Source organism: Rhodococcus sp. no. 34 (assembly GCF_054589475.1).
Genome location: NZ_BAAILK010000047.1, coordinates 333,309 through 355,115, shown reverse-complemented (window position 1 = coordinate 355,115; position 21,807 = coordinate 333,309). Strand labels below are relative to the sequence as shown.

17 protein-coding genes are annotated in these 21,807 nt (G+C 63.9%); 14 read left to right on the top strand and 3 right to left on the bottom strand.

Going from position 1 to position 21,807, the window contains the following annotated elements; all coding sequences use genetic code 11:
• Nucleotides 1–3: 3 nt before the first annotated feature.
• Nucleotides 4–843 (bottom strand): hypothetical protein, encoded by an 840-nt coding sequence (locus ACYP01_RS27355; protein WP_212633823.1) that lies wholly within the window; start codon nt 841–843, stop codon nt 4–6.
• Between the two features lie 93 nt (nt 844–936).
• On the opposite strand from ACYP01_RS27355, the gene ACYP01_RS27350 reads away from it, so the two are divergent.
• From ACYP01_RS27350 to ACYP01_RS27340, 3 genes are read left to right on the top strand one after another with little or no spacing between them, the layout of a single operon-like run.
• Entirely contained in the window at nt 937–1,692 is a 756-nt protein-coding gene (locus ACYP01_RS27350) for a lysophospholipid acyltransferase family protein (RefSeq protein WP_003943903.1), read from the top strand.
• A gap of 3 nt (nt 1,693–1,695) precedes the next feature.
• Nucleotides 1,696–2,430, top strand: coding sequence for a lysophospholipid acyltransferase family protein (locus ACYP01_RS27345; RefSeq protein ID WP_007731829.1), 735 nt, complete (start codon nt 1,696–1,698; stop codon nt 2,428–2,430).
• A 53-nt stretch (nt 2,431–2,483) separates the two neighbouring features.
• Nucleotides 2,484–3,305, top strand: a complete 822-nt coding sequence (locus tag ACYP01_RS27340; protein ID WP_459683459.1) for an HAD family hydrolase — start codon at nt 2,484–2,486, stop codon at nt 3,303–3,305.
• 37 nt (nt 3,306–3,342) lie between these two features.
• Here the strand turns inward: ACYP01_RS27340 and ACYP01_RS27335 are convergent, their stop codons facing one another.
• Nucleotides 3,343–5,316 (bottom strand): N-acetylmuramoyl-L-alanine amidase, encoded by a 1,974-nt coding sequence (locus tag ACYP01_RS27335; RefSeq protein WP_158170224.1) that lies wholly within the window; start codon nt 5,314–5,316, stop codon nt 3,343–3,345.
• A 331-nt stretch (nt 5,317–5,647) separates the two neighbouring features.
• On the opposite strand from ACYP01_RS27335, the gene ACYP01_RS27330 reads away from it, so the two are divergent.
• On the top strand, nt 5,648–7,210 hold the full coding sequence (locus tag ACYP01_RS27330) for a SpoIID/LytB domain-containing protein (RefSeq protein WP_459683164.1): 1,563 nt from the start codon (nt 5,648–5,650) through the stop codon (nt 7,208–7,210).
• 102 nt (nt 7,211–7,312) lie between these two features.
• On the opposite strand, the gene ACYP01_RS27325 is transcribed toward ACYP01_RS27330, so the two are convergent.
• Complete coding sequence (locus ACYP01_RS27325; RefSeq protein ID WP_003943944.1) at nt 7,313–8,806, bottom strand: PucR family transcriptional regulator; 1,494 nt, start codon at nt 8,804–8,806, stop codon at nt 7,313–7,315.
• A 171-nt stretch (nt 8,807–8,977) separates the two neighbouring features.
• Here ACYP01_RS27325 and ACYP01_RS27320 point away from each other — a divergent pair, with 171 nt between their 5' ends.
• The 10 genes from ACYP01_RS27320 (at nt 8,978) to ACYP01_RS27275 (ending at nt 21,690) form a co-directional block, all read left to right on the top strand.
• On the top strand, nt 8,978–10,381 hold the full coding sequence (locus ACYP01_RS27320) for an amino acid permease (RefSeq protein WP_007731826.1): 1,404 nt from the start codon (nt 8,978–8,980) through the stop codon (nt 10,379–10,381).
• A gap of 90 nt (nt 10,382–10,471) precedes the next feature.
• Nucleotides 10,472–11,653: a thiolase family protein gene (locus ACYP01_RS27315; protein ID WP_459683161.1), complete on the top strand. Its 1,182-nt coding sequence runs from the start codon at nt 10,472–10,474 to the stop codon at nt 11,651–11,653.
• A 2-nt stretch (nt 11,654–11,655) separates the two neighbouring features.
• Nucleotides 11,656–12,807: an acyl-CoA dehydrogenase family protein gene (locus ACYP01_RS27310; protein ID WP_261256660.1), complete on the top strand. Its 1,152-nt coding sequence runs from the start codon at nt 11,656–11,658 to the stop codon at nt 12,805–12,807.
• A 110-nt stretch (nt 12,808–12,917) separates the two neighbouring features.
• Nucleotides 12,918–13,841 carry an MBL fold metallo-hydrolase gene (locus ACYP01_RS27305; RefSeq protein WP_459683159.1) on the top strand — a complete coding sequence of 308 codons (924 nt, stop codon included), beginning with the start codon at nt 12,918–12,920 and terminating at the stop codon, nt 13,839–13,841.
• A gap of 69 nt (nt 13,842–13,910) precedes the next feature.
• Complete coding sequence (gene glf / locus ACYP01_RS27300) at nt 13,911–15,125, top strand: UDP-galactopyranose mutase (RefSeq protein WP_007731822.1); 1,215 nt, start codon at nt 13,911–13,913, stop codon at nt 15,123–15,125.
• Nucleotides 15,122–17,035 (top strand): glycosyltransferase, encoded by a 1,914-nt coding sequence (locus ACYP01_RS27295; protein ID WP_007731821.1) that lies wholly within the window; start codon nt 15,122–15,124, stop codon nt 17,033–17,035. Before glf ends, ACYP01_RS27295 begins: the two co-directional genes overlap by 4 nt.
• Complete coding sequence (locus ACYP01_RS27290) at nt 17,016–17,549, top strand: phosphatase PAP2 family protein (protein ID WP_003943893.1); 534 nt, start codon at nt 17,016–17,018, stop codon at nt 17,547–17,549. Before ACYP01_RS27295 ends, ACYP01_RS27290 begins: the two co-directional genes overlap by 20 nt.
• Nucleotides 17,546–18,451, top strand: a complete 906-nt coding sequence (locus ACYP01_RS27285) for a decaprenyl-phosphate phosphoribosyltransferase (protein ID WP_003943808.1) — start codon at nt 17,546–17,548, stop codon at nt 18,449–18,451. Before ACYP01_RS27290 ends, ACYP01_RS27285 begins: the two co-directional genes overlap by 4 nt.
• Nucleotides 18,429–20,348: a flagellar motor control protein ZomB gene (zomB, locus tag ACYP01_RS27280; protein WP_063315260.1), complete on the top strand. Its 1,920-nt coding sequence runs from the start codon at nt 18,429–18,431 to the stop codon at nt 20,346–20,348. Before ACYP01_RS27285 ends, zomB begins: the two co-directional genes overlap by 23 nt.
• A 331-nt stretch (nt 20,349–20,679) precedes the next feature.
• A complete protein-coding gene (locus ACYP01_RS27275) occupies nt 20,680–21,690 on the top strand; it encodes an alpha/beta hydrolase (protein WP_007731818.1) in 1,011 nt (336 codons plus the stop codon).
• The last annotated feature ends 117 nt before the right edge of the window (nt 21,691–21,807 follow it).

Below are 21,807 nucleotides of genomic sequence, written 5' to 3'. Positions count from 1 at the left end.
AGTTCAGGTCGCGGCCCCGAGGCAATATCCCTCGGGGCCGATCGACAGGGTGAACTGCATCGAGCGTGAGTTACCCGTTCCGTCGCGGACGGGCAGGGTGACACGGACGTAGTCGCCGCGAACCGGAGTGACTGTTGCAGCGTCGGCGTCGAAAGACTTGATACCGGCCAGCTGATTCGGATCGAGCTTGAGTGGCGGCTGGCCGGTTGCGCCGGTGCCGTCGGGATCCCACGGGCTGTTGCCGGGGCAGATCAGTGGATAGAACGTCTCGACGTCGCGGGTATTGACCGGCCGTCCCGTGGCGCGTGAGAGAAACCTGACGACGGCGTGGGAAGCGTCGGCCGCGGTGTAGAAGTTTGATTGCCCCGCAGGGAAGACGAACGGGCACGCATAGCCGGAAGCGATCTCCGAGCGCTTGGCGGCGACGGAGAGTCCGCCGCCGCTCCAGGTGACCGCGTACTGGCCGTCGACGCCTGGTGCAGCGATGGCCGTCAAGATGGCGGGCACATCCGAATATCGGTCGGCGATCGTTGTGGGCGGCATCGTCCAGCATGCGTTCGTGAGCGCAGCCACGTCCAAGGACACCAGGTCAGTTGCCCAAGCTGCCAAGGCCGGCGCAGCAGCCGGATTGCCGGGCACGTCACCAACCGGAGGTGGCGCGACCGGCGCAGCGGGCGCAATTGTCGTCGTGGGTGCGAGAGTGGTTGTCGTCGTGGTTTCCGTCGTCGGCGGAGACGGTTCGTCCGTCAGGATTCCCGTCCGTCCGTCGTCCTCACATGCGGTTATCGCCAACGTCATGGCGAGTGCGACTGCCCCCACTGCCGCTCGTCCTGCCGACTTCATTCGTTCGTACGCCCCTTTTGCGACATTCTGACCAACACCCACCCCAGAACTGCTGCGGGTCAGATCACGGATTCCCGTCTACGCTAGCGAACTGTGGATCCCGTTTACAGAACAGTCATCGGCATCGCCCGTACCGTCTTCGCTTTCGAGGGCCTGAAGTTCTCCGTCAAGGGAGAGCAGAACATCCCGGCGTCCGGTGGCGCCGTGATCGCGATCAACCACACCGGGTACATGGACTTCACGTATGCGGGACTGCCGGCACGGACCCCGAAGCGCTACATCCGGTTCATGGCCAAGAAAGAGGTCTTCGACAACAAGATCTCCGGACCGATCATGCGGGCCCTCAAGCACATCCCGGTCGACCGCGGCGCGGGCGCCGACTCCTACAAGGCAGCCGTAGATTTCCTGAAGCGCGGCGAATTGGTGGGCGTGTACCCCGAAGCCACGATCAGTCGGAGCTTCGAGATCAAGGAATTCAAGTCCGGCGCCGCCCGCATGGCGATCGAGGCGGGCGTCCCGATCGTTCCCGTCGTCATCTGGGGCGCTCAGCGCGTGTGGACGAAGGGTTATCCGAAGCGTTTGGGCCGCACCAACACTCCCATCTCCATTGCCGTCGGCGAGCCGATTGCACCTTTCGAGCCGGCGAGTGAGCTGACGGCGAAGCTGCGGTCGACGATGCAGGAGTTGCTGCTCGATCTGCAGAAGAACTACGACCATCCCGCCGGCGAGTACTGGGTGCCGGCCCGCCTCGGTGGCAGCGCGCCGACGCTCGAGCAGGCCGACAAGATGGATGCCGATGAGGCCGAGGCGAAAGCCAAGGCTCGCGAGGCGCGGAAGTCCGAAGGCTGACCGATGTCCTTCGAACCCGTTTACACCGCTGTCGAGGTAGTCGCGCGTGGTCTGAGCGGTTTCCAGGGTGTGAAGGTCACCCGCACCGGGACTGAGAACGTCCCGGTGTCCGGTGGCGCCGTCATCGCGATCAACCACACGAGCTACCTCGATTTCATACCGGCGGCCCTGGCGGTCGGTACCGCGAAACGCAAGCTCAGGGTGATGGCAAAGGCCGAGTTGGCGGACAACAAGGTCCTCGGCTTCCTCATGCGTGGATGCGGAGTCATCGAAGTCGATCGCTCTGCCGGAGCGCAGGCGTATCGAGCCGGAGTCGACGCCCTGAAACGGGGCGAACTGGTGGGCGTCTACCCGGAGGCGACGATCAGCCGGAGCTTCGAGATCAAGGAAATGAAATCCGGAGCAGCTCGGATGGCCATCGACGCCGGCGTTCCGATAATTCCGCTGATTGTCTGGGGCGCCCAGCGGATCGTCACCAAGGGCGGACCGAAAAATCTGGGCCGCAATCATTTCCCGATCTCGGTGGAGGTGGGTGCACCGATCGATCCGGTCGAGCCCGCCGAAGCGTTGAGCGAGATTCTGCGCATCGAGATGGATGCAATCCTGCGCCACGTGCAGGACGGGTTCGTGCACGAGCCCGGGGCGTACTGGGTGCCTCGTCGACTCGGCGGTGGCGCACCGACGCCGGAGGAAGCCGCGGCCATGGACGCACAGGAACGCGCGAAGCGGGCGCGCTGAGCGAGACCGTCGTACCGGGCAGGCACAATGGCGGTGTGAGCCCAGACCGTCGTATCAGCCCTGACCGCCCAACCTTGGTTGCGACCGATGTCGACGGCACCCTCATCGATCACGACGAGTTGGTCAGTGCCCGCACCCGCGCCGCCGTGCATGCCGTCGTCGAATCCGGCACGCCGTTCCTGCTGGCAACCGGGCGTCCTCCGCGATGGATTTCGCCCGTCGTCGAGGGCTTGGGATACGCGCCACTCGCCGTCTGCGCCAATGGAGCCGTTGTCTACGACAGCTACGCCGACCGCGTCCTCAGCGCCGCGACCTTGTCGGTCGACGCACTCACCGAACTCTCCGAGCTGGCACTGGTTGCACTCCCGGGCGCAGGTTTGGCCGCGGAACGAGTGGGGGAGAGCGCACATGACGCCGCCACCCCACAATTCGTCAGCTCACCGGATTACGAACATGCCTGGCTCAACCCGGACAACACCGAGATGTCCGAGGACGAAGTGCTTGCGGCGCCGGCCGTCAAACTCCTGATTCGCCGTCCAGGCATGACCAGCACGGCGATGTACGACACGCTCGCTCCGCACGTCGGTGCGCTCGCCGACATGACGTACTCCACCGAGAACGGACTGATCGAACTCTCGGCGCCGGGCATCACGAAGGCGTCGGGCCTGGTTGCCGCCGCTGAAAGGTTCGGCTTCGACCTGTCGGGTCTGGTGGCCTTCGGAGACATGCCCAACGACATCCCGATGCTGGGGATGGCACGCCTCGGCGTTGCCATGGGCAACGCTCACCCCGAAGCCAAAGCCGCAGCCGACGAGGTCACCGACAACAATTCGGCACACGGGGTCGCAAAAGTCCTCGAGCGCTGGTGGTCGTAGAACCCGCCAGCGCCCGAGGACGTGTACTGCTCGAGTGTCAGCCGACAGGCGCGCTGTTGGCCATTTCCTGGGCGAAGGTCTCGTTGTAGGTCTTGAGGACCTTCGTGACCATGCCGGTGATCTGGTTGAAGATCAGCGAACCGTTCTCGAAGTCACTGCGCAGGCCGTCCGGGATCGAGTACTCGTCCGAGATCGGCAATCCCAGTTCACCCGCGTCGGAACCGAAACTCTGCCACGACTTGAAGATCTCGCCGAGCACGGTGAACACTCCGCCGTTCGGCGAGGTGTAGACAGCGCCGTTCTGGAACAGCGCACCCTGGTTGCCGAGCTTCGCCTGCAGAATTCCGGACAGTGCCTGGCCGAGGCGTCCGATCTCGCCACCTTCGGCGATCCACTTCTGCGCGAGCGGTGAATTGTCGGTGATCTGCAGAATCTGGGTGACCAGATCCGGGATCGACGAACCGGTGCCACCGGTGACCGTGTCGACCGGAGTGGTCGGCTTGGGCGCAGGCGTCGACGGATTGGAAGGGTTCGAGGGGTTCAACGTTCCCCCGATGTTCGCGGCCGCGATGTTCCGGATGTCGTTCATGTGTGCGTATGCGGCATCACCCGGGCACGCGGTGTTTCCGACGTCGCGGTGGGCGAAAATGATCGGCAGATCGACTGCTGCGCCCTGCGGGTACGGCGTGAACTCGGTGCCCTCGGAGTACATCGTCGTTCTGCCCTTGGGATCGAGTCCGGCCATACCGAGCTTCCAACCGAGGAACTTGCCGACGGCGTTGAGCGTCGCCTGCGAAGGCTCGACGGTGGAGTAGTCGCCCATCATCGCGATACCGGTGGTGTTCTCGTTGAATCCACCCGCGTGTGCACCCTGAACTGCCTTGTCGAGTCCGCCTGCGCGGCCTTCGAAGGTCTGACCGTACTTGTCGACGAGGACGTTGTATCCGACGTCGCACCAGCCGAGCGTCTGTGCGTGGTAGGCGTAGATCGAGCGGACGATGCCGGCCGATTCGGCCTTCGTGTAGTTGTTGCTACCTGCGGTGTGGTGAACGGTCGCGCCACCGATGAAGTCGTCGTAGGTGGGGGAGTCGCAGCGAAGTGACTCGTCTGCTCCCCACTGAGCACGGGTGATGACGGACGGTCCGCTGCCGCCGAGCGGCGCTGCGACGGCCTGCAGATTGCTGTCTGCCTCGCTGGCACCCGGGTCGATCAACACGGCGGTGACGGCATCTGCTGCCGTCGTCACCTGGCGAAGCGGCTTGGACACCGAAGCGGGTGTGTACCCGAGTTCGCCGGTGGCTGCGGGTGCTTCAGCGGGGGCAGCTTCCGGAGCGGGCGCGGGGGCAGCTTCCGGAGCCGGGGCCGGCGCAACCTCGGCTGCGGGAGCAGCGGCGCCCTGCGGCGTGAGGATCTGGATGGACTTGGTGGCGCCGACGAAGACCGGTTCGGTGGCGGTACCGGAGTTGGTGGCCTGATCCGAGCTGGCGGAGTCGATGGCGTCAGGGGTGAACCACGGGCCCCAGGTGCCGTCTTCGGCCAGGGCGCGGACCTTGGACTGCGCCGAGGCGATGGTGTCCGAGGTCAACGCGACCATGCTGAACGGAGTGTCGCGGGTGACTTCCTTGACCACGGCACCTGGCTCTTCCTCGGAAGGAACCGGAGCGGTTTCGGTCGGGGCGCCGGGAGCAGCGGGTGCCGGGAACAGCTCGGTCGGCAGCGTGATCCCGGGAGGTAGCGGGATTTCGGTCGGGAGCTTGAGGTTCCTGAGATCGCCCAGGTTGATGTCGGGGAGATCGAGACCGGTCAGCTCCTTGACCGGAATGATGATGTCGGGCACCGACGCGAGGAGCACCTCTGCGATCTGGGTCGGCACTGCTACTGACGTCGTCTCGTTCGCGGAACGTACATCGGACGTAGTGCTCGTGAAGCCGTAGACCGCAAAAGGACTTGCGACAGCCACTGCGGCTACAGCCCCGAGTACGAGCGAGGGCTTCGGTCGACGGTGTGGCAAGGGATTACTCCTCGGTTGTAGTTACTTGCGAGCGAACTTCAGGGCCGATGACGGCCGTGAACGGAATCCTTCAAAACCGGATCCGAGCAGGTCGGATGCCATGTTCTGGGGTTGAACTCCAGTTTTCGGACGCGTACGTCTGCAACTCGTGATGCTGATGTGACTCGTGTGACTGGTGTTGCTAACTCCAAACACTCTTGCCACACTAGTCACAAAAGTCCATAACGCTCAACCTTAGGGTGAGACTTTAGTTAAATCGTTGTGGACTGGCCTGCGCGCGAAGTACCGACTTCGCGGACTCGTGAGGCCGGTAGCGATGAGGAGAGCATTGATGGCGAGAAGCGGAAGAAGCGGAACTGCAGGTAAGAAGCCTGTGTCCGGTCGCGCAGGTCGCTTTCTGGTGGGCGGACCCGGGAGGCGAACCTCGCTGATGCGGATCTCGGTCCTCGGTCTCGTTCCGGCTCTTGCGCTCGGCGTCGCGATCGGAGGTTTCACGCAAATCCGCGCTGACGAGCCGTCGATCCTGCACGCCGTCGCTGCCGACACGCAATTCACGCTCTCCGGTCACGGCAACGGACATGGCCGTGGAATGGGCCAGTGGGGCGCTTACGGCTACGCCAAGAACGACGGCTGGTCCGGCGAGCGAATCCTCAGTCACTACTACGGCGGGACCGTCCTGGACTCGATGCCGCCCGCCCAGATGAGTGTGCGGCTCACGGCCCAGGACAACTCGACGCTCGACGTCTACTCCGACGCCGGCCTCGTGGTCAACGGTCAGCGCACCGCGCCCGGCGAGGCTGCCCATCTCACTGCACTGCCCGGTGGCGGTGCGCAGGTAGTGGTCACCAGCGGGTGCGGTGGCGGGGTTGTCTGGGAAGCGGTCACCGAGCATCCGTGGGTGGACCCGGTGGACCTCGGTCCTGATCGACCCGCCGACCAGTTCCTGAAGCTGTGCAACAACGATGCGCCCTATCGAGGCGCCCTCGGCGTAGTGCTCGACAACAGCTCGGCTCGGACAGTCAATCTCCTCGACATGGAGGACTACCTGCTCGGCGTGGTGCCGGTCGAAGCGAAGGCCGAATGGGCCGATTCCGGTGGGGCCGAAGCGCTACGGGCGCAAGCCGTGGCAGCACGCTCGTACGCTGCGACCGAGCATCGCAGCTCGTACGCCGACACCTGCGACACTCAGGACTGCCAGGTCTACGGCGGAGCGGGCAAGGAAGATCCCCGCACCACCGAAGCCGTCCGGTCCACCGCCGGCGCCGTTCTGTCGCGTGACGGCAAGATTGTTGCCACCGAATTCTCCTCGTCCACAGGAGGTTACAGCTCCGGCGGTGAATTCCCGGCCGTCGAGGATCTCGGTGACGCCCTTTCTCCGAATCATGACTGGACAGTGAATCTGACCGCAGGGCAGATTGCGGACGCCTTCGATGTGGGTGAGCTGCAATCGCTCAAGATTCTCTCGCGCAACGGATTCGGTACCGACGGCGGGCGAGTGACGGCAGTCGAGGTAGTCGGAACAGATGCAACTGTTGGCGCCACCGGAATTCAGTTCCGCCAGAAACTCGGCCTGAAATCCGACTGGTTCACCATCGGTGACGGTGCGGGTGTGGTAGTGGCACCGGATTCGGAATCGACAGTGCCGGAATCCAATTCGCCATCCGACGATCCATCGGGTACGGTTACGGAGACGCAGATCGAGAAGAAGTATCGGGAGCTCGGCGGTGAAAGCGGCTCTCTCGGTGCTCCTGCCGGCCCGGAGATGCAGTTGCCCTCCGAAGCAGGCACTTTCCGTGTCTACGAAAACGGAACCATCATCTGGACAAAGGTTTTGGGCGCGCAGGTAGTTGATGCCAACGTGCTCCGCGAGTGGATACCGACGGGCGGAAGCTAGGGGAAGGTCGGTCGGTAGCGACTCGCACGTATCGACTCTGAAGGGTCTCTGCCGTAACCCGGCGGAGGCCCTTCAGGTCGTTCAGGGTTCGTTGGTTGTCGGTCAGATGGTCGGGGCGTCGCCGAGCAGGCGGTACTCGAGCCACAACTCCGCACGTTCCGTGGGGGAGCCGAGGTCGAGCTGGAGAAGGCTCTCGATCCGAGCGAGTCTGCTGCGCAACGTATGCCGATGAATATTCAGCGCTGTGGCCGCGGCGTCGCCCACACCGTTGTGTGCCAGCCACATGGCCAAGGTCCGGTAGAGATCGCTACCGCCCTTCGCTTCCAGAAGCGGGCGCAAGTGTGCCGCCGCGAATGCCGTCGAGCGATCCTGGTCGAGAAATGCGGACAATCCGCTCTCCGAGAGTTCGGCGAACCGCATCGAAGGCAGGTTGCGGGCACCGGCCTCGGCTGCTGCCTGCGCGGCTTGGCGTCTGGCGCGCGAGAGATCGTCCCACCACAGCATGTCCGACACGCCGACGGTGACGTCGATTTCGTTGACACGGGCGAGGATTCGCCCGCTGTCGGTAGCCGAGACGACGGCAATCAGTGCACCGTCGGTGATGCCGAACGCCAGATCGCGGCTGAGACCATCGAGCAGTGAGACGGACACGCTCTCGAGCAGGCCACTTGGGCCCGCTACGTGGAAGACCTGGAAAGGCTCGACCGGAAATCCTCCCCACAGTTCCCCGGAGATGTTGCGGGCGAGCGCATTCTGTCCCTCGAACAGCTGATGCATCGCAACGGTACGAAGGTGGTTCATCGTCAGCTGTGCGTCTCGGGTTCGAGCCGTCATCAACGTGAGCAGAGACGCGGCTGCGATGACGATGCCCTGATTCAGTGAACCGACGGCGCCGGGGCAGCCGGCGACGAGGTACCCCATCAGCTTTCCCCTCGACGTCAGCAGCGGATGGGAGATGACGTCCTCGTTCTCACTCGTGAGGAAACTGACTTCCATCGGGCGGGCGTCGCGCTCGGGGGCAGTTCGCTCGATTCCGGCGGCCGCGGCGGTGTGTGAGATCTCGACGGTATGTCCGGCCGAGTCCAGCAGAGCCGCCCATCCGCCGATCAATTCCGCCACCCGTCGTACGACTGCCCGGGTGCCGTTGACCGTCACCGCAGCTTGAAGCAGTCGCCGCAGGCTCTGGTAATTGCTGCGGAGCGCTTTCATGTCGTCGTCGGATTGCGCCTTCGACACCGCTTTGGTCAGGGCGATGAAAGGTGTTCGCAATGGGACGTCGAGAAGGGGCACACTGAAACGGGTGGCCGCATCCACCAGAGTCTGTGGCGCCTGCTCGTATCCGAGGCCGGTTCCGAAACCGATTCCGGCAATTCCGGCCGCCACCAGGGTCCGTACGAATCGGGTCGTTTCCGCGGCCGTCGTCGGTAGTGACACCCCGGTGATGAGTAGTAGTTCACCGCCGTCGAGGAAGGGCGTCGGGTCGGGAAGTTCGGAGACATGTGCCCAGGTCAGGGTGCGATCGAGCTGGTCGTGCCCCGCCAGGACGCGAAGGCCGAACTGTTCGGTCGCACAAAGCTGGCGGAGCGTGATGGGCATGGGTCCAGTCTGACATCTCGGACTCGCCACTTTGTAGTGCCTGCGGTCACGTTTGTACAAAGTGGAGCCTGACGCGAGCTTGCCGAAGGTCCGACACTGGCGCTATCGAAAATGCGCTCCGGATAGAGCGCCACCGAGATCCACGTTCCGAACAGCCCACAAGGAGTACTGATGTCCAGTACAGACCAGCCGGCACTTCAGCACACGCTGAAGAAGCGGCATCTGTCGATGATTGCGATCGCAGGCGTCATCGGCGCCGGACTGTTCGTCGGCTCCGGTGTGGCGATCCAGGAGACGGGACCCGGTGTCCTGATTTCCTACGCGCTTGCCGGCGTCGTCGTCATCCTCGTGATGCGCATGCTCGGTGAGATGTCGGCAGCGTCGCCGGAAACCGGCTCGTTCTCCTCGTACGCCGACAAGGCCATCGGCCGCTGGGCGGGCTTCTCGATCGGCTGGCTGTACGCGTGGTTCTGGATCATCGTGCTCGGCATCGAGGCCACCGCCGGTGCCCTCATCATGAATCGTTGGGTTCCCGGCGTTCCCCAGTGGACCTGGGCATTGATTCTGATGATCGTGCTGACGCTGACCAACATCATCTCGGTCAAGTCGTTCGGCGAGTTCGAGTTCTGGTTCGCCTCCATCAAGGTCGTCGCCATCATCGCGTTCCTCGGCATGGGCATCGTGGCGATCTGCGGATGGATGCCCGGCGTCGAAGCACCCGGAATGACAAACCTGACCGGTCACGGCGGCTTCCTGCCGAACGGAACAGGAGCGATGCTCGCCGCAGTCCTTGTGGTCGTGTTCTCGTTCTTCGGGGCCGAAATCGCCACGATCGCCGCCGGTGAATCGGCCAACCCGCTCGAAGCTGTTCGCGCAGCCGTCAAATCCGTCGTCTGGCGAATTCTCATCTTCTACATCGGCTCGATCGCGGTGGTCGTCACCCTGCTTCCCTGGGACAGCGCGTCGGTCGCACTCAGCCCGTACGTCGCCGTCATGGACTCCTACGGCATTCCGGCCGCGGGCAACATCATGGACGTCGTCGTCCTCACGTCGGTTCTGTCCTGCCTCAACTCGGGTCTCTACACCGCGAGCCGCATGATCTTCTCCCTCGCCGGCCGCGGCGACGCCCCCAAGTCGCTCTCACGTATCGAGAAGACCGGCGTCCCGATGCGCGCTGTCCTGGTCTCGACGATCGTCGGCTTCCTGACCGTCGGCATGAACTACCTCTCCCCGGACAAGGTCTTCCTGTTCCTGGTCAACTCCTCCGGTGCGATCGCGCTGTTCGTCTGGCTGGTCATCTCGGTGTCCCAGCTGCGCACCCGCCGCAAGCTCGAAGCTTCGGGCCAGGAGCTGGAACTCAAGATGTGGTTCTTCCCGTACCTGACCTACGCCACGATCGCCGCCATCATCGCGCTCTGCATCGGCATGCTCACCCTGGACTCGACGCGCAGCCAGATGATCGTGTCCCTGGGACTTGCAGCGATCCTCGTGGGTATCGGGCTCTACCGCTACCGGAACCACAAAGACACCGACGCCGAGGTCGTGCCCGTCGCCGAGAGCGCTCCCACACCCTGACACCAACGTCCCCATCTGCGAGATACTTCGATGTCCTAGTATCGGCCACGGACAGAGAAATCGACGTGAGCACAGCAGATGGGGACAATCATGACCACACCCGAACCGATCGTCATCGTCGACGGGGCCAGGACCCCCGTCGGTAGCTTCGGCGGCGTCTTCAAGGACGTACCCGCGCACGAGCTGGGCGCCGCAGCAGCCAAGGCCGCGCTGAGCCGCGCCGGCGTTGCGCCAGAAGACATCGACGAGGTCGTCATGGGCTGCATCGGCCAGGTCGGCCCGGACGCCTACAACGCACGCCGCGTGGGCATCGCCGCCGGACTGCCCGAGAACGTCCCCGCCTACACCGTCAACCGTCTCTGTGGCAGCGGCCTGCAGGCTGTGTGGTCTGCGGCGATGCAGATGCGATGGGGTGCAGCTGCCATCACGCTCGCCGGCGGTGACGAGAGCATGTCTCGCATGCCCTTCTACGACTTCGCCGCCCGCTCGGGCTACAAGCTCGGCGATCGCAGCCTCGTCGACGGCACCGTCGCGATGCTCACCGACCCGTTCAGCAAGGCTCACATGGGCCGCACTGCCGAAGCCGTCGCCCGTAAGTACGGCGTCAGTCGCGAGCAGCAGGACGAGTTCGCCGTCGAATCTCAGCGCCGCGCCGCTACCGACGCAGCGAAGGCGGCATTCGCCGAGGAAATCACTCCCGTCGAGACCGGTGGTCGGCGCTCCGTCACCGTCACCGAGGACGAGCATCCCAAGCCCGGAACCACCGTCGAAACCCTCGCCAAGCTGCGCCCCGCATTCGAAGAGGGCGGATCCGTCACCGCCGGTAACGCGTCGGGCATCAACGACGGCGCCGGCGCACTCGTCCTCGCGACGGGCACCGAGGCAGCCAGGCGCGGTCTCACCGGACTGGTCACGCTCGAAACCGTCACGACGGCAGCCATGGAGCCCGGCCTGATGGGCTACGCTCCCGTGCTCGCTCTCGAAAAGCTCTTTGCACAAACAGGATTGAAGCCGTCCGACATCGGCACCGCCGAGGTCAACGAGGCGTTCGCTTCGCAGGCCATCGCCGTCATCCGTGACAGTGGCCTGGATCCGGAGAAGACCAACCCGTACGGCGGAGCAATCGCCCTCGGACACCCGGTCGGCGCCACCGGAGCCATCCTGACCCTGCGTGCCGCACGCGACATGGTTCGCCGCGACCTCGAATTCGGCATCGTCACCATGTGCATCGGCGGCGGTCAGGCACTCGCTGCCCTGCTGAAGCGGGTCTGATCATGGCGACCAAGCGCAAGCCGTCGTGGCACGACGACGAGATCGCCGCAGTAGCCGAACTGGCCCGTGGTTTCTTCGATCGTGAACTGATCGCCAAGCGTGAGCAGTGGGACGCTCAGCATCGCGTCGACCGGTCCGTGTGGCTCGAAGCCGGCAAGCTCGGCCTGCTGTGCTGCTCGATTCCCGAGGAATACGGCGGGGGCGGTGGAACTTTCGCGCACGATCTCGCTGTCTTCGAGGCGCAGGGCTACTGCGGTGACTATGCGCTCGGTAACTCCGTGCACAGTGGCATCGTCGCCCACTACGTGCTCGAATACGGAAGCGAAGAGCAGAAGAAGGCCTGGCTGCCAGGTATGGCGACGGGCGAAATCCTCGGCGCCATCGGAATGACCGAGCCCGGAACAGGTTCCGACCTCAAGGCAATCACCACGTCCGCGATCCGTGACGGTGACCACTACGTCGTGAACGGGTCGAAGACCTTCATCACCAACGGCGGCAGCGCAGACATGATCGTGCTCGCCGTCAAGACCGACCCCAAGGCGGGCGCCAAGGGTGTCTCGCTCCTGATCGTGGATCTTCGTGACTGCGAAGGCTTTGCGGTCGGCCGCGTGCTCGACAAAGTCGGGCAGCACGGCGCCGATACGTCGGAGCTGTCCTTCACCGACGTTCGCGTTCCCGTCTCGAACCTCCTCGGTGAGTCCGAGGGGCTCGGCTTCGGTCAGTTGATGGCGCAGCTGGTGCAGGAACGCCTCATCATCGGCGCGCAGGCCATCGGCACCATCGAGCGTGCAGTCGAGGAGACCGTCGCATACACCAAGGCGCGTCAAGCGTTCGGGCACAGCCTCTTCGAGTTCCAGAACACCGCCTTCGAGCTGGCCGAGTGCCAGACGATCGCACGCACCTGCCGTGTCTTCCTCGACAACTGCATCGAGGATCACCTCAACGGCGAGCTGGACGGCGCAGACGCCGCGATGGTCAAGTACTGGCTCACCGAGCAGCAATGCGCCGTCGTCGACCGGTGCGTGCAGCTCTACGGCGGATACGGCTACATGCGTGAGTACCCGATCGCGCGCATGTACGAGGACTCCCGCGTCCAGAAGATCTACGCCGGCGCCAACGAAGTGATGAAGGGCATCATCGCGAAGAGTCTTTGATCACCGGCGTCGAAAACCATTGACACCGACCAGGCACCCACCGAGCATTTCGGTGGGTGCCTTTGCGTGTGCCTACAAGCGGTATCGAGCTGTTCGGAAGGCAAACACTGATGAGCTTCACCATCGACGTCGGGTCGGCACGCGTCACCCAACTGACAGAGCTGGCGCACTGGCCGTTTCCGCCGCGAGAGCTCTTTCCCCAGGCGAGTGAGGCCGAGATCAGTGAAGCGTCGGCGCGGCTGACACCGGAGTTCTTCGACGCGGGTAGTGGTGACCTCGTGCTTGCCATCCACACCTACCTGGTGGAGATCGGCGGCAAGGCCGTCGTCGTCGACACCGGCAACGGCAACAGCAAGCACCGGCCGAACCTCTTGCCGCATCACATGTTCGGCACCGACTACCTCTCACGCTTCGCTGCCACCGGTGTGTCCGTCGACGACGTCGATCTGGTGGTCAGCACACATCTGCACCCCGACCACTGTGGCTGGAACACCGCCCTCGACGCCGAAACCTGGCGGCCTACCTTCCCCCGCGCGACCTACATTTTCGATCGCACCGAACTGGCCGCGCTCCAACAACTCGCCGCCGACGGTCCACACGAAGGAGTGGTCTCGGATCTGGCGCAGACCTTCGAGGACAGCGTCCGTCCCGTTCTGGACGGGGCGAAGTGGGAGGCGGTCGACGACGGCCACGTCCTGGTCGAGTCCGAAGGCACACGCGTCGTCGTTCGCAGCGCGCCCGGCCACACGCCGGGCCATATCGTGATCGAGATTCGCACTGCCGACGGCGGCGCCGTCATCTCCGGCGATGTGGTCCACCATCCGATCCAGTTTCTGTACCCGGACCTCAGCCAGGGCGGCGACGCGGATCCCGAGATCGCGAGGGTCACCCGCCGCGAACTTCTCGAACGCTGCGCGTCGGAGGGACTGCTTCTACTTCCCGCACACTTCCCCGTCGACGAACCGATCGTGATCGAATTCGATTCGAGCGGTGCACCTCGTGCTTCCGGTCTGATCGGTCTTGCAACGTCCTGACTTGCCGCATCGTCCCTGGTGACGCATCCAACCCTCGGCGTCCGAACAGGTCCGATACCCTGGTTCATCGTGACCGCTGCAAATTCAGAGACCGCCCGTGCCCAGTACGACCTGATCGTCGTCGGTTCGGGATTCTTCGGGCTGACCATCGCCGAGCGTGCCGCTACCCAGCTGGGTAAGCGCGTGCTGGTGTTGGATCGCCGTCACCACCTGGGGGGGAACGCATACTCGGAGGCAGAGCCGGAGACCGGCATCGAGGTCCACAAGTACGGTGCCCACCTGTTCCACACCTCCAACAAGAAGGTCTGGGACTACGTCACCCAGTTCACGGAGTTCACGAACTACCAGCACCGTGTCTTCGCGCTGCACAAGGGACAGGCGTATCAGTTCCCGATGGGACTCGGTCTCGTGTCGCAGTTCTTCGGTCGGTACTTCACTCCCGAAGAAGCACGCGCCCTCATCGCCGAACAGTCCAGCGAGATCGATTCGAAGGACGCCTCCAATCTCGAAGAGAAGGCGATCTCCCTGATCGGGCGCCCGCTCTACGAAGCATTCGTGCGTGACTACACGGCTAAGCAGTGGCAGACCGACCCCACCGAGTTGCCCGCGGCGAACATCAGCCGCCTGCCGGTCCGCTACAACTTCGACAACCGCTACTTCAACGACACGTACGAGGGCCTGCCTGTCGACGGCTACACGGCGTGGCTCGAGAACATGGCGAAGGATCCGAAGATCGAGGTCCGCCTCGACACCGATTACTTCGACGTCCGCGACGAACTGCGCACCGCCAGCCCCGACGCCCCTGTCATCTACACGGGCCCGCTCGACCGCTACTTCGACTACTCCGAAGGTGCACTGGGATGGCGCACCCTCGATTTCGAGACCGAGGTTTTGCCCACCGGAGACTTCCAGGGCACCCCGGTCATGAACTACAACGACGCCGACGTGCCGTTCACCCGTATCCACGAGTTCCGTCACTTCCATCCGGAGCGCGAGTACCCGACCGACAAGACCGTCATCATGCGTGAGTTCTCACGTGCCGCGGAGGCGAAGGACGAGCCGTACTACCCGATCAACACTCCAGAGGATCGCGAGAAGCTCTCCGCGTACCGCTCACGCGCCAAGAAGGAGACCGCGGAGAACAAGGTCCTCTTCGGTGGGCGTCTCGGTACCTACCAGTACCTGGACATGCACATGGCGATCGCCAGCGCGCTGACGATGTTCGAGAACACCCTGCGCCCGCATCTCGAAACGGGTGCGGAATTGGCAGGGGAGAGCGAATGAACGCACGTCATCTACTCGAAGGCGAAGATGCCGTCAGCGGCGACGAGGTGACCTACCTCGGCAAGTCCCTGCTTCAGCGGATCATCCTGCCCCGCGCCGGTGAGCCGCTCGACGTCCGCACGTTGTACTTGGAAGAGTCCTGGTCCAACAGTCGGCGGGCGCACTCGACCTCGCGCACGTCGGTAGCGCTCGGCGCCGAGACCGAGGTCTCGTTCGCCACGTACTTCAACGCGTTCCCTGCCAGCTACTGGCGTCGATGGTCCATCCTGAAATCGGTGGTCCTTCGTCTCGAGCTGTCCGGCCACGGCCGCGTCGACATCTACCGTTCCAAGGCCGATTCCTCGCGAATTCACGTGGAAGGCAAGGAATTTGCCGACGGCGATGCCGCGGTCGAGTTCGAGGTGGAACTGGCGCCGTTCGAGGACGGTGGCTGGATCTGGTTCGACATCACCACCGATACGGCAGTGGTCGTCGAGAGCGGCGGCTGGTACGCGCCCGTCGAGGCTCCCGGCGAAGCGACTGTCGCCGTTGGTATTCCGACGTTCAACCGTCCGACCGACGCGGTCAAGGCGCTTGCTGCACTGGCTTCGGATCCGCTGGTGTCGGACGTGATCAAGGCCGTCATCATGCCGGATCAGGGCACCCGCAAGGTGCGTGACGAACCCGGATTCGCCGAAGCTGCTGCAGCGCTCGGTGATCGGCTCGCCATTCACGATCAGGGCAACCTCGGCGGCTCGGGCGGATACAGCCGAATCATGTACGAGGCACTCAAGACGACGCAGTGCCAGCACATCCTGTTCATGGACGATGACATCGAGATCGAACCGGACTCGATTCTGCGTGCGCTTTCGTTCTCGCGTTTCGCGAAGTCGCCGATGCTGGTGGGTGGGCAGATGCTCAACCTGCAGGAACGAAGCCACCTCCACGTGATGGGTGAAGTGGTCGACCGCGGCATCTTCATGTGGACCGCGGCACCGAACGTCGAATACGACCACGATTTCTCGAAGAAGCCGCTGCGCGAATCGAAACTCCTGCACCGCCGCATCGACGTCGACTTCAACGGCTGGTGGATGTGCATGATCCCGCGCCAGGTCGCCGAAGAAATCAAGCAGCCACTACCGCTCTTCATCAAGTGGGACGACTGCGAATACGGTTTGCGCGCAAAGAAAGCCGGATACCCGACCGTCACGCTGCCCGGTGCCGCGATCTGGCACATGGCGTGGAGCGACAAGGACGACGCCATCGACTGGCAGGCGTACTTCCACCTCCGTAACCGTCTGGTGGTGGCCGCGCTCCACATGCCGGGCAACGGCCGTGGCCTCGTGGTCAACACGGTGAAGGCAACGCTCAAGCACCTGCTGTGCCTCGAGTACTCCACCGTCGCGATCCAGAACAAGGCCATCGCGGACTTCCTCGCCGGACCCGAGCACGTCGCGAACATGCTGCCGACGGCACTCGGTGAGGTCCACGCCCAGCGCAAGGAATTCTCCGACGCCGTCGTACTGCCGTCGTCGACTGCGTTGCCGCTGCCCTCCGGTGCGGATGTCGGAGACGTGAGCCTGCCGCTGTCGACCGTCGCGAAGATCACCCGGGTCCTCAGGGCCGGAGTGCACAACGTGAAGCCGGCCAAGCCGGAACACCTCGAGCGCCCTCAGCTCAATGTTCCGACCATCGACGCCCGTTGGTTCCTGCTCTCGCAGGTCGACGGCGTCACCGTCACCACGGCCGACGGTCGCGGCGTCGTCTACCGCAAGCGAAACCCGAAACTCGCGCTCGAACTGCTCAAGGAAGCAACACGGTTGCGCCGCGAACTCGCCGCCCGTTTCCCCGAGCTCAAGAAGCAGTACCAGGACGCCGTTCCTTCACTGACCAGCACGGAAAGGTGGGAACGTGTCTTCGGCATCTCCTGAAGTACAGATTCTGGCCGGGATTCAGTCGACCGTCGGGCAGCTGCCGGGAGCCGTCAAGGTCGCCCGCGGTATGTCTCACTTCGGTGAGCACTCCCTCGGGTGGATCGCGATCGCTGCCGTCGGAGCTGCTGTGGACAAGCCGCGTCGACGGGAATGGGCCGGAGCAGCCGTCGGAGCATTCGGTGCACACGCCGCCTCCGTGGTGATCAAACGAGTCGTCAGGCGCAAGCGACCTTCCGACCCTTCGGTGCAGGTCAACGTCTCGACACCGAGCAAGCTCAGCTTCCCGTCGTCACACGCGACGTCGACGACGGCGGCGGCTGTGCTGATCGGTCGACTCACCGGGCTACCCTTACCGGCGTTGCTGGTGCCCCCGATGATGCTCTCGCGTCTGGTCCTGGGAGTTCACTACCCGACCGACGTACTCGCCGGAGCGGCACTGGGAGCCGCATCCGCGGCGGTAGTTCGCCGGGTCGAAGAAGCCAGAGCCGAACAGAAATGTGGAGATAAATGAGCGAGGAACCGGCTACGGTCAGCGGACCCCCGAAGTCCCTGCCCGCCGGCATCGTCAAGGCGCTTCGCCCACGTCAGTGGGTCAAGAACGTCCTTGTGCTGGCAGCGCCCATCGCGGCCGGAACCGCCACCGAAGCCGACGTGCTCCTGCCCGTCGCGCTGGCGTTCGTCGTGTTCTGCATGGCGGCATCGGGCATCTACCTCGTCAACGACGCGATGGATGTCGAAGCCGACCGTGCTCACCCCACGAAGCGATTCCGTCCCATCGCGGCCGGAGTTCTACCCGTCAACATCGCGTACGGCATGGCAGTCGTGCTGCTTGCCGGTGCGATCGGGCTGTCCTTCCTGGCCAACTGGCAACTCGCCGTGGTCATGGGCGTGTACATCGTCATCCAGCTCGCCTACTGCTTCGGTCTCAAGCATCAGGCCGTCATCGACATCTGCATCGTCTCGTCCGGCTTCCTGCTTCGAGCGATCGCCGGTGGCGTTGCCGCCGAGATCGATCTCTCGCAGTGGTTCCTGCTGATGATGGCGTTCGGCTCACTCTTCATGGCGGCAGGCAAGCGCTACGCCGAACTGCAGTTGGCCGAGAAGACCGGCGCGAAGATCCGTAAGTCCCTCGAGAGCTACACGATGACGTACCTGCGTTTCGTGTGGACGATGGCAGCGACGACGCTGGTCCTCTGCTACGGACTGTGGGCGTTCCAACAGGACGCCATCAAGGGCACCAACTGGTACGCCATCTCGATGGTGCCGTTCACCATCGCGGTGCTGCGATACGCGGTGGACGTCGACGGCGGCGAAGCCGGAGAGCCTGAGGAGATCGCGCTCGGTGACCGGGTGCTGCAACTCCTCGCGATTGCGTGGATCGGAGTAGTGGGTGTCGCTGTCTACCTCGTCTGAGCCACGCACCGAGGCCGACCCGCACGTCGACACTGCGGCGAATCGCACCACCCTCAGTCGAGGAGTTTTTCTCGGCGGGGTGGTGCTTGCTGCTGCCCTCATGTTCTGGGGTGCGTGGGAGCGTCGCTGGATCGCCGACGACGGACTCATCGTCTTGCGAACCGTCCGCAACCTGCTCGCGGGGAACGGCCCGGTCTTCAACGCGGGTGAGCGTGTCGAGGCGAACACGAGTACCGCGTGGACGTACATCGTCTACGCGTTCAGTTGGCTCACGCAGATCCGTCTCGAATACGTTGTTCTGACGATCGCGCTCGTACTCTCGACTGCTGCCGTCGTGTTGGCGATGCTCGGCACCGGTCGTCTGTACCGCGGCGTTCGGCCGTCGGCGGGCGGAACGATCCTGCTGGTACCGGCGGGTGTTCTCGTCTACATCGCGGTTCCGCCTGCGCGAGATTTCGCCACTTCCGGGCTCGAGACATGCTTGGTGATCTTCTGGATCGCGCTCCTGTGGGTACTGCTCGTTCGGTGGGCGCAGGCGTCGACGCCGTCCACGGCGTCGATCCTGACTCTCTCGTTCGTGGCCGGACTCGGACCACTGGTTCGACCCGAGATGGCGATTCCCGGTGCTGCCGCGTTGATGATGATCGTTCTCTCCGCAGGCCTGACCTGGAAGATTCGCACACTGATCGTCGTCGTCGCCGGACTTGTCCCGGTGGCCTATCAGATCTGGCGAATGGGCTATTACGCCTTGCCGTACCCGAACACCGCGGTGTCGAAGGACGCCGGTGGCGCGAAGTGGGCGCAGGGTTTTGCGTACCTGTGGAACCTGGTCGGGCCGTACCTGCTCTGGTTGCCGTTGCTGTTCCTGCTCATCGGTGCGCTGCTGCTCGTGTGGCGAAGCCGAGCGGACACACCTACCGCTACCGCAGATCAACCCGCACGCCCGCTGTGGCAGCGCTTTCAGCAGTTTCTGCGCACGCCGCGGGCGATTGTCACCTTCATTCTCGGCAGTGGGCTGATCCTCGGGATCTACTCTCTGCGCGTCGGCGGCGACTTCATGCACGGCCGCGTCCTGTTGCCGGTGCTGTTCTGCCTGCTCATCCCGGTGGCGGTCATTCCGTTGCGGGTGCCGGCGCGGGCAGCGTTCGGAAGTAATCGCGACACCGCGATCTTCGGAGTCTCGGCGGTGCTGTGGATCGGCACGATCATCTGGGCCTTCTTCGCCGCGAACACGACGGGTATGCCCGAAGGATCCGTGGTGGGTCGCTCGGGAATCGTCGACGAGCGAGCGTTCTACGCACTCAACACCGGTCACAAGCATCCGATCCTGGCCGAGGACTACCTCGACTATCCGCGAATGCGTGCCATGGTCGAGACCATCGCGCGGACTCCGGAGGGTGGGCTGCTGCTGCCGTCCGCGAGCTACGACTCCTGGTTCGTCGTCCCACCACCCGGACCGATCGAAGAGCCGGCCGAGCACGTCGTCTTCTTCCTCAACCTCGGAATGACGAGCATGAACGTCGGCCTCGACGTTCGGGTGCTCGATCAGATGGGGCTGGCGTACCCCCTGGCAGCTCACACCGAGCGACTCGAGGACGGCCGGATCGGGCACGACAAGAATCTCTATCCGGACTGGGTGGTCGCGGACACGGGAATGATCGACGTTCGACCGTGGCTGCCGTTCTTCCTCGACGAAGACTGGGTTGCGGACGCAAAGCTGGCCATCACCTGCCCGGAAACGCAGGAGTTGCTCACGTCGTACCGCTCCGAGCTGACCTGGGCCAGATTCAAACAGAACTTCCAGCAGGCATTCGACTTCGCGAAGTACCGATTCGACCGGGTTCCGGCCTACGAATTGGAACGCTGCGGTCTCGTTCCACCGGAGTCACCCAGGTGATGTGATCAGCATCACCGACTGTTGAGGGTTTGAATATTTCGATTCAGTAACACCGAATTGATTGGCCACGATGTACTCGAAGACGATTCACCTAACCTGAATCACCCCCGAGGGGTGATGACGGTGTTGCTCGCGGATTGGGACGTAACGGTCCACCTATTTGTCACAGCTGAACCTGTGACATAAAGTCCAGCGAGCGCAGTGTGACTTGGAAGAGGTCCGCTGCCGACCCGAACTCGTTCGGGCTGGCAGAAAAGCCTGTTCCCCGACGGAATCCGCCGGAACCACTCCACCGAGTGGGTTCCGCAGACGAAGAGAGAGAGCAGTATCCATGCGTTTTGCCAGAAAGAGGCTGACCCAGCGCCTCAAGCACCGAGCGTTGGCCATCGGTGCCGCAGCACTTGTGCTCCCCCTTGCTGCAGGAGTTGCCGGTAGTGCTGTCGCCTCTGCTGCGCCTGCGCACACTGCTCCCAGCCACACCGCCCCCTCCGGCGGATACGACGAGCTGTGGGTGCCCTCCTCGATGGGCAACATCAAGGTCCAGGTCCAGTGGGCCGCTCGCGGCGGAAACGCTGCCCTTTACCTCCTCGACGGCCTGCGTGCGCGTAACGACGCCAACGCGTGGAGCTTCGAGACCAATGCGATGGACCAGTACCGCAACGACAACATCACCCTCGTGATGCCCGTCGGCGGCGAGTCCAGCTTCTACAGCGACTGGTATGCACCGTCGAACTTCAACGGCCAGCAGATCACGTACAAGTGGGAAACCTTCCTCACCGAAGAACTGCCCAACTTCCTCGCGAACTACGGCGTCTCGCCCACCAACAACGCGGTCCTCGGCCTCTCGATGGGTGGCAGCGCTGCTCTGACGCTGGCTGCTTACCACCGTGACCAGTTCAAGTTCGCCGGCTCGCTGTCGGGCTACCTGAACATCTCGGCTCCGGGCATGCGCGAGGCAATCCGCGTCGCAATGCTCGATGCCGGTCGCTTCAACGTCGACTCCATGTGGGGACCGCCGTGGAGCCCGTCCTGGCTGCGCAACGACCCGTTCGTCTTCGCGCCGCGTCTGCAGGGCCTGTCGATGTACATCTCGTCGGCAAGCGGCCTGCCTGGTGAATACGACCACCCGCGCGCACCGATCGACTACTACAACACGGCTAACGGCATGGGCCTCGAGGCTCTCGCCCTGGTCAACACCCGTGCATTCCAGATCCGCATGAACTCGCTGGGTATCCCGGCCACCTACAGCTTCCCGTCCAACGGCACGCACTCGTGGCCGTACTGGTCGGCAGAGCTGTGGAAGGCTCGCGGCCAGATCCTCGACACCATGAACGCTTGGTGATCGTGCGCGATCCCGTGACCTAGTCACTTCACCAGTGCCGTTCCGGACTCCTCGAAGGAGAACCGGGACGGCACTTGTGTATTCAGGTGCTGCACAAGCGCCCGATGTCAGTAACAA

Bases quoted from the DNA above. Each gene is read 5' to 3' on its own strand.
- ACYP01_RS27275 (WP_007731818.1), top strand. From the start codon at position 20,680: ATGCGTTTTGCCAGAAAGAGGCTGACCCAGCGCCTCAAGCACCGAGCG.
- ACYP01_RS27320 (WP_007731826.1), top strand. From the start codon at position 8,978: ATGTCCAGTACAGACCAGCCGGCACTTCAGCACACGCTGAAGAAGCGG.
- ACYP01_RS27330 (WP_459683164.1), top strand. From the start codon at position 5,648: ATGGCGAGAAGCGGAAGAAGCGGAACTGCAGGTAAGAAGCCTGTGTCC.
- ACYP01_RS27345 (WP_007731829.1), top strand. From the start codon at position 1,696: ATGTCCTTCGAACCCGTTTACACCGCTGTCGAGGTAGTCGCGCGTGGT.
- ACYP01_RS27355 (WP_212633823.1), bottom strand. From the start codon at position 843: ATGAAGTCGGCAGGACGAGCGGCAGTGGGGGCAGTCGCACTCGCCATG.
- ACYP01_RS27305 (WP_459683159.1), top strand. From the start codon at position 12,918: ATGAGCTTCACCATCGACGTCGGGTCGGCACGCGTCACCCAACTGACA.
- ACYP01_RS27315 (WP_459683161.1), top strand. From the start codon at position 10,472: ATGACCACACCCGAACCGATCGTCATCGTCGACGGGGCCAGGACCCCC.
- ACYP01_RS27285 (WP_003943808.1), top strand. From the start codon at position 17,546: ATGAGCGAGGAACCGGCTACGGTCAGCGGACCCCCGAAGTCCCTGCCC.
- ACYP01_RS27295 (WP_007731821.1), top strand. From the start codon at position 15,122: ATGAACGCACGTCATCTACTCGAAGGCGAAGATGCCGTCAGCGGCGAC.
- ACYP01_RS27325 (WP_003943944.1), bottom strand. From the start codon at position 8,806: ATGCCCATCACGCTCCGCCAGCTTTGTGCGACCGAACAGTTCGGCCTT.
- ACYP01_RS27310 (WP_261256660.1), top strand. From the start codon at position 11,656: ATGGCGACCAAGCGCAAGCCGTCGTGGCACGACGACGAGATCGCCGCA.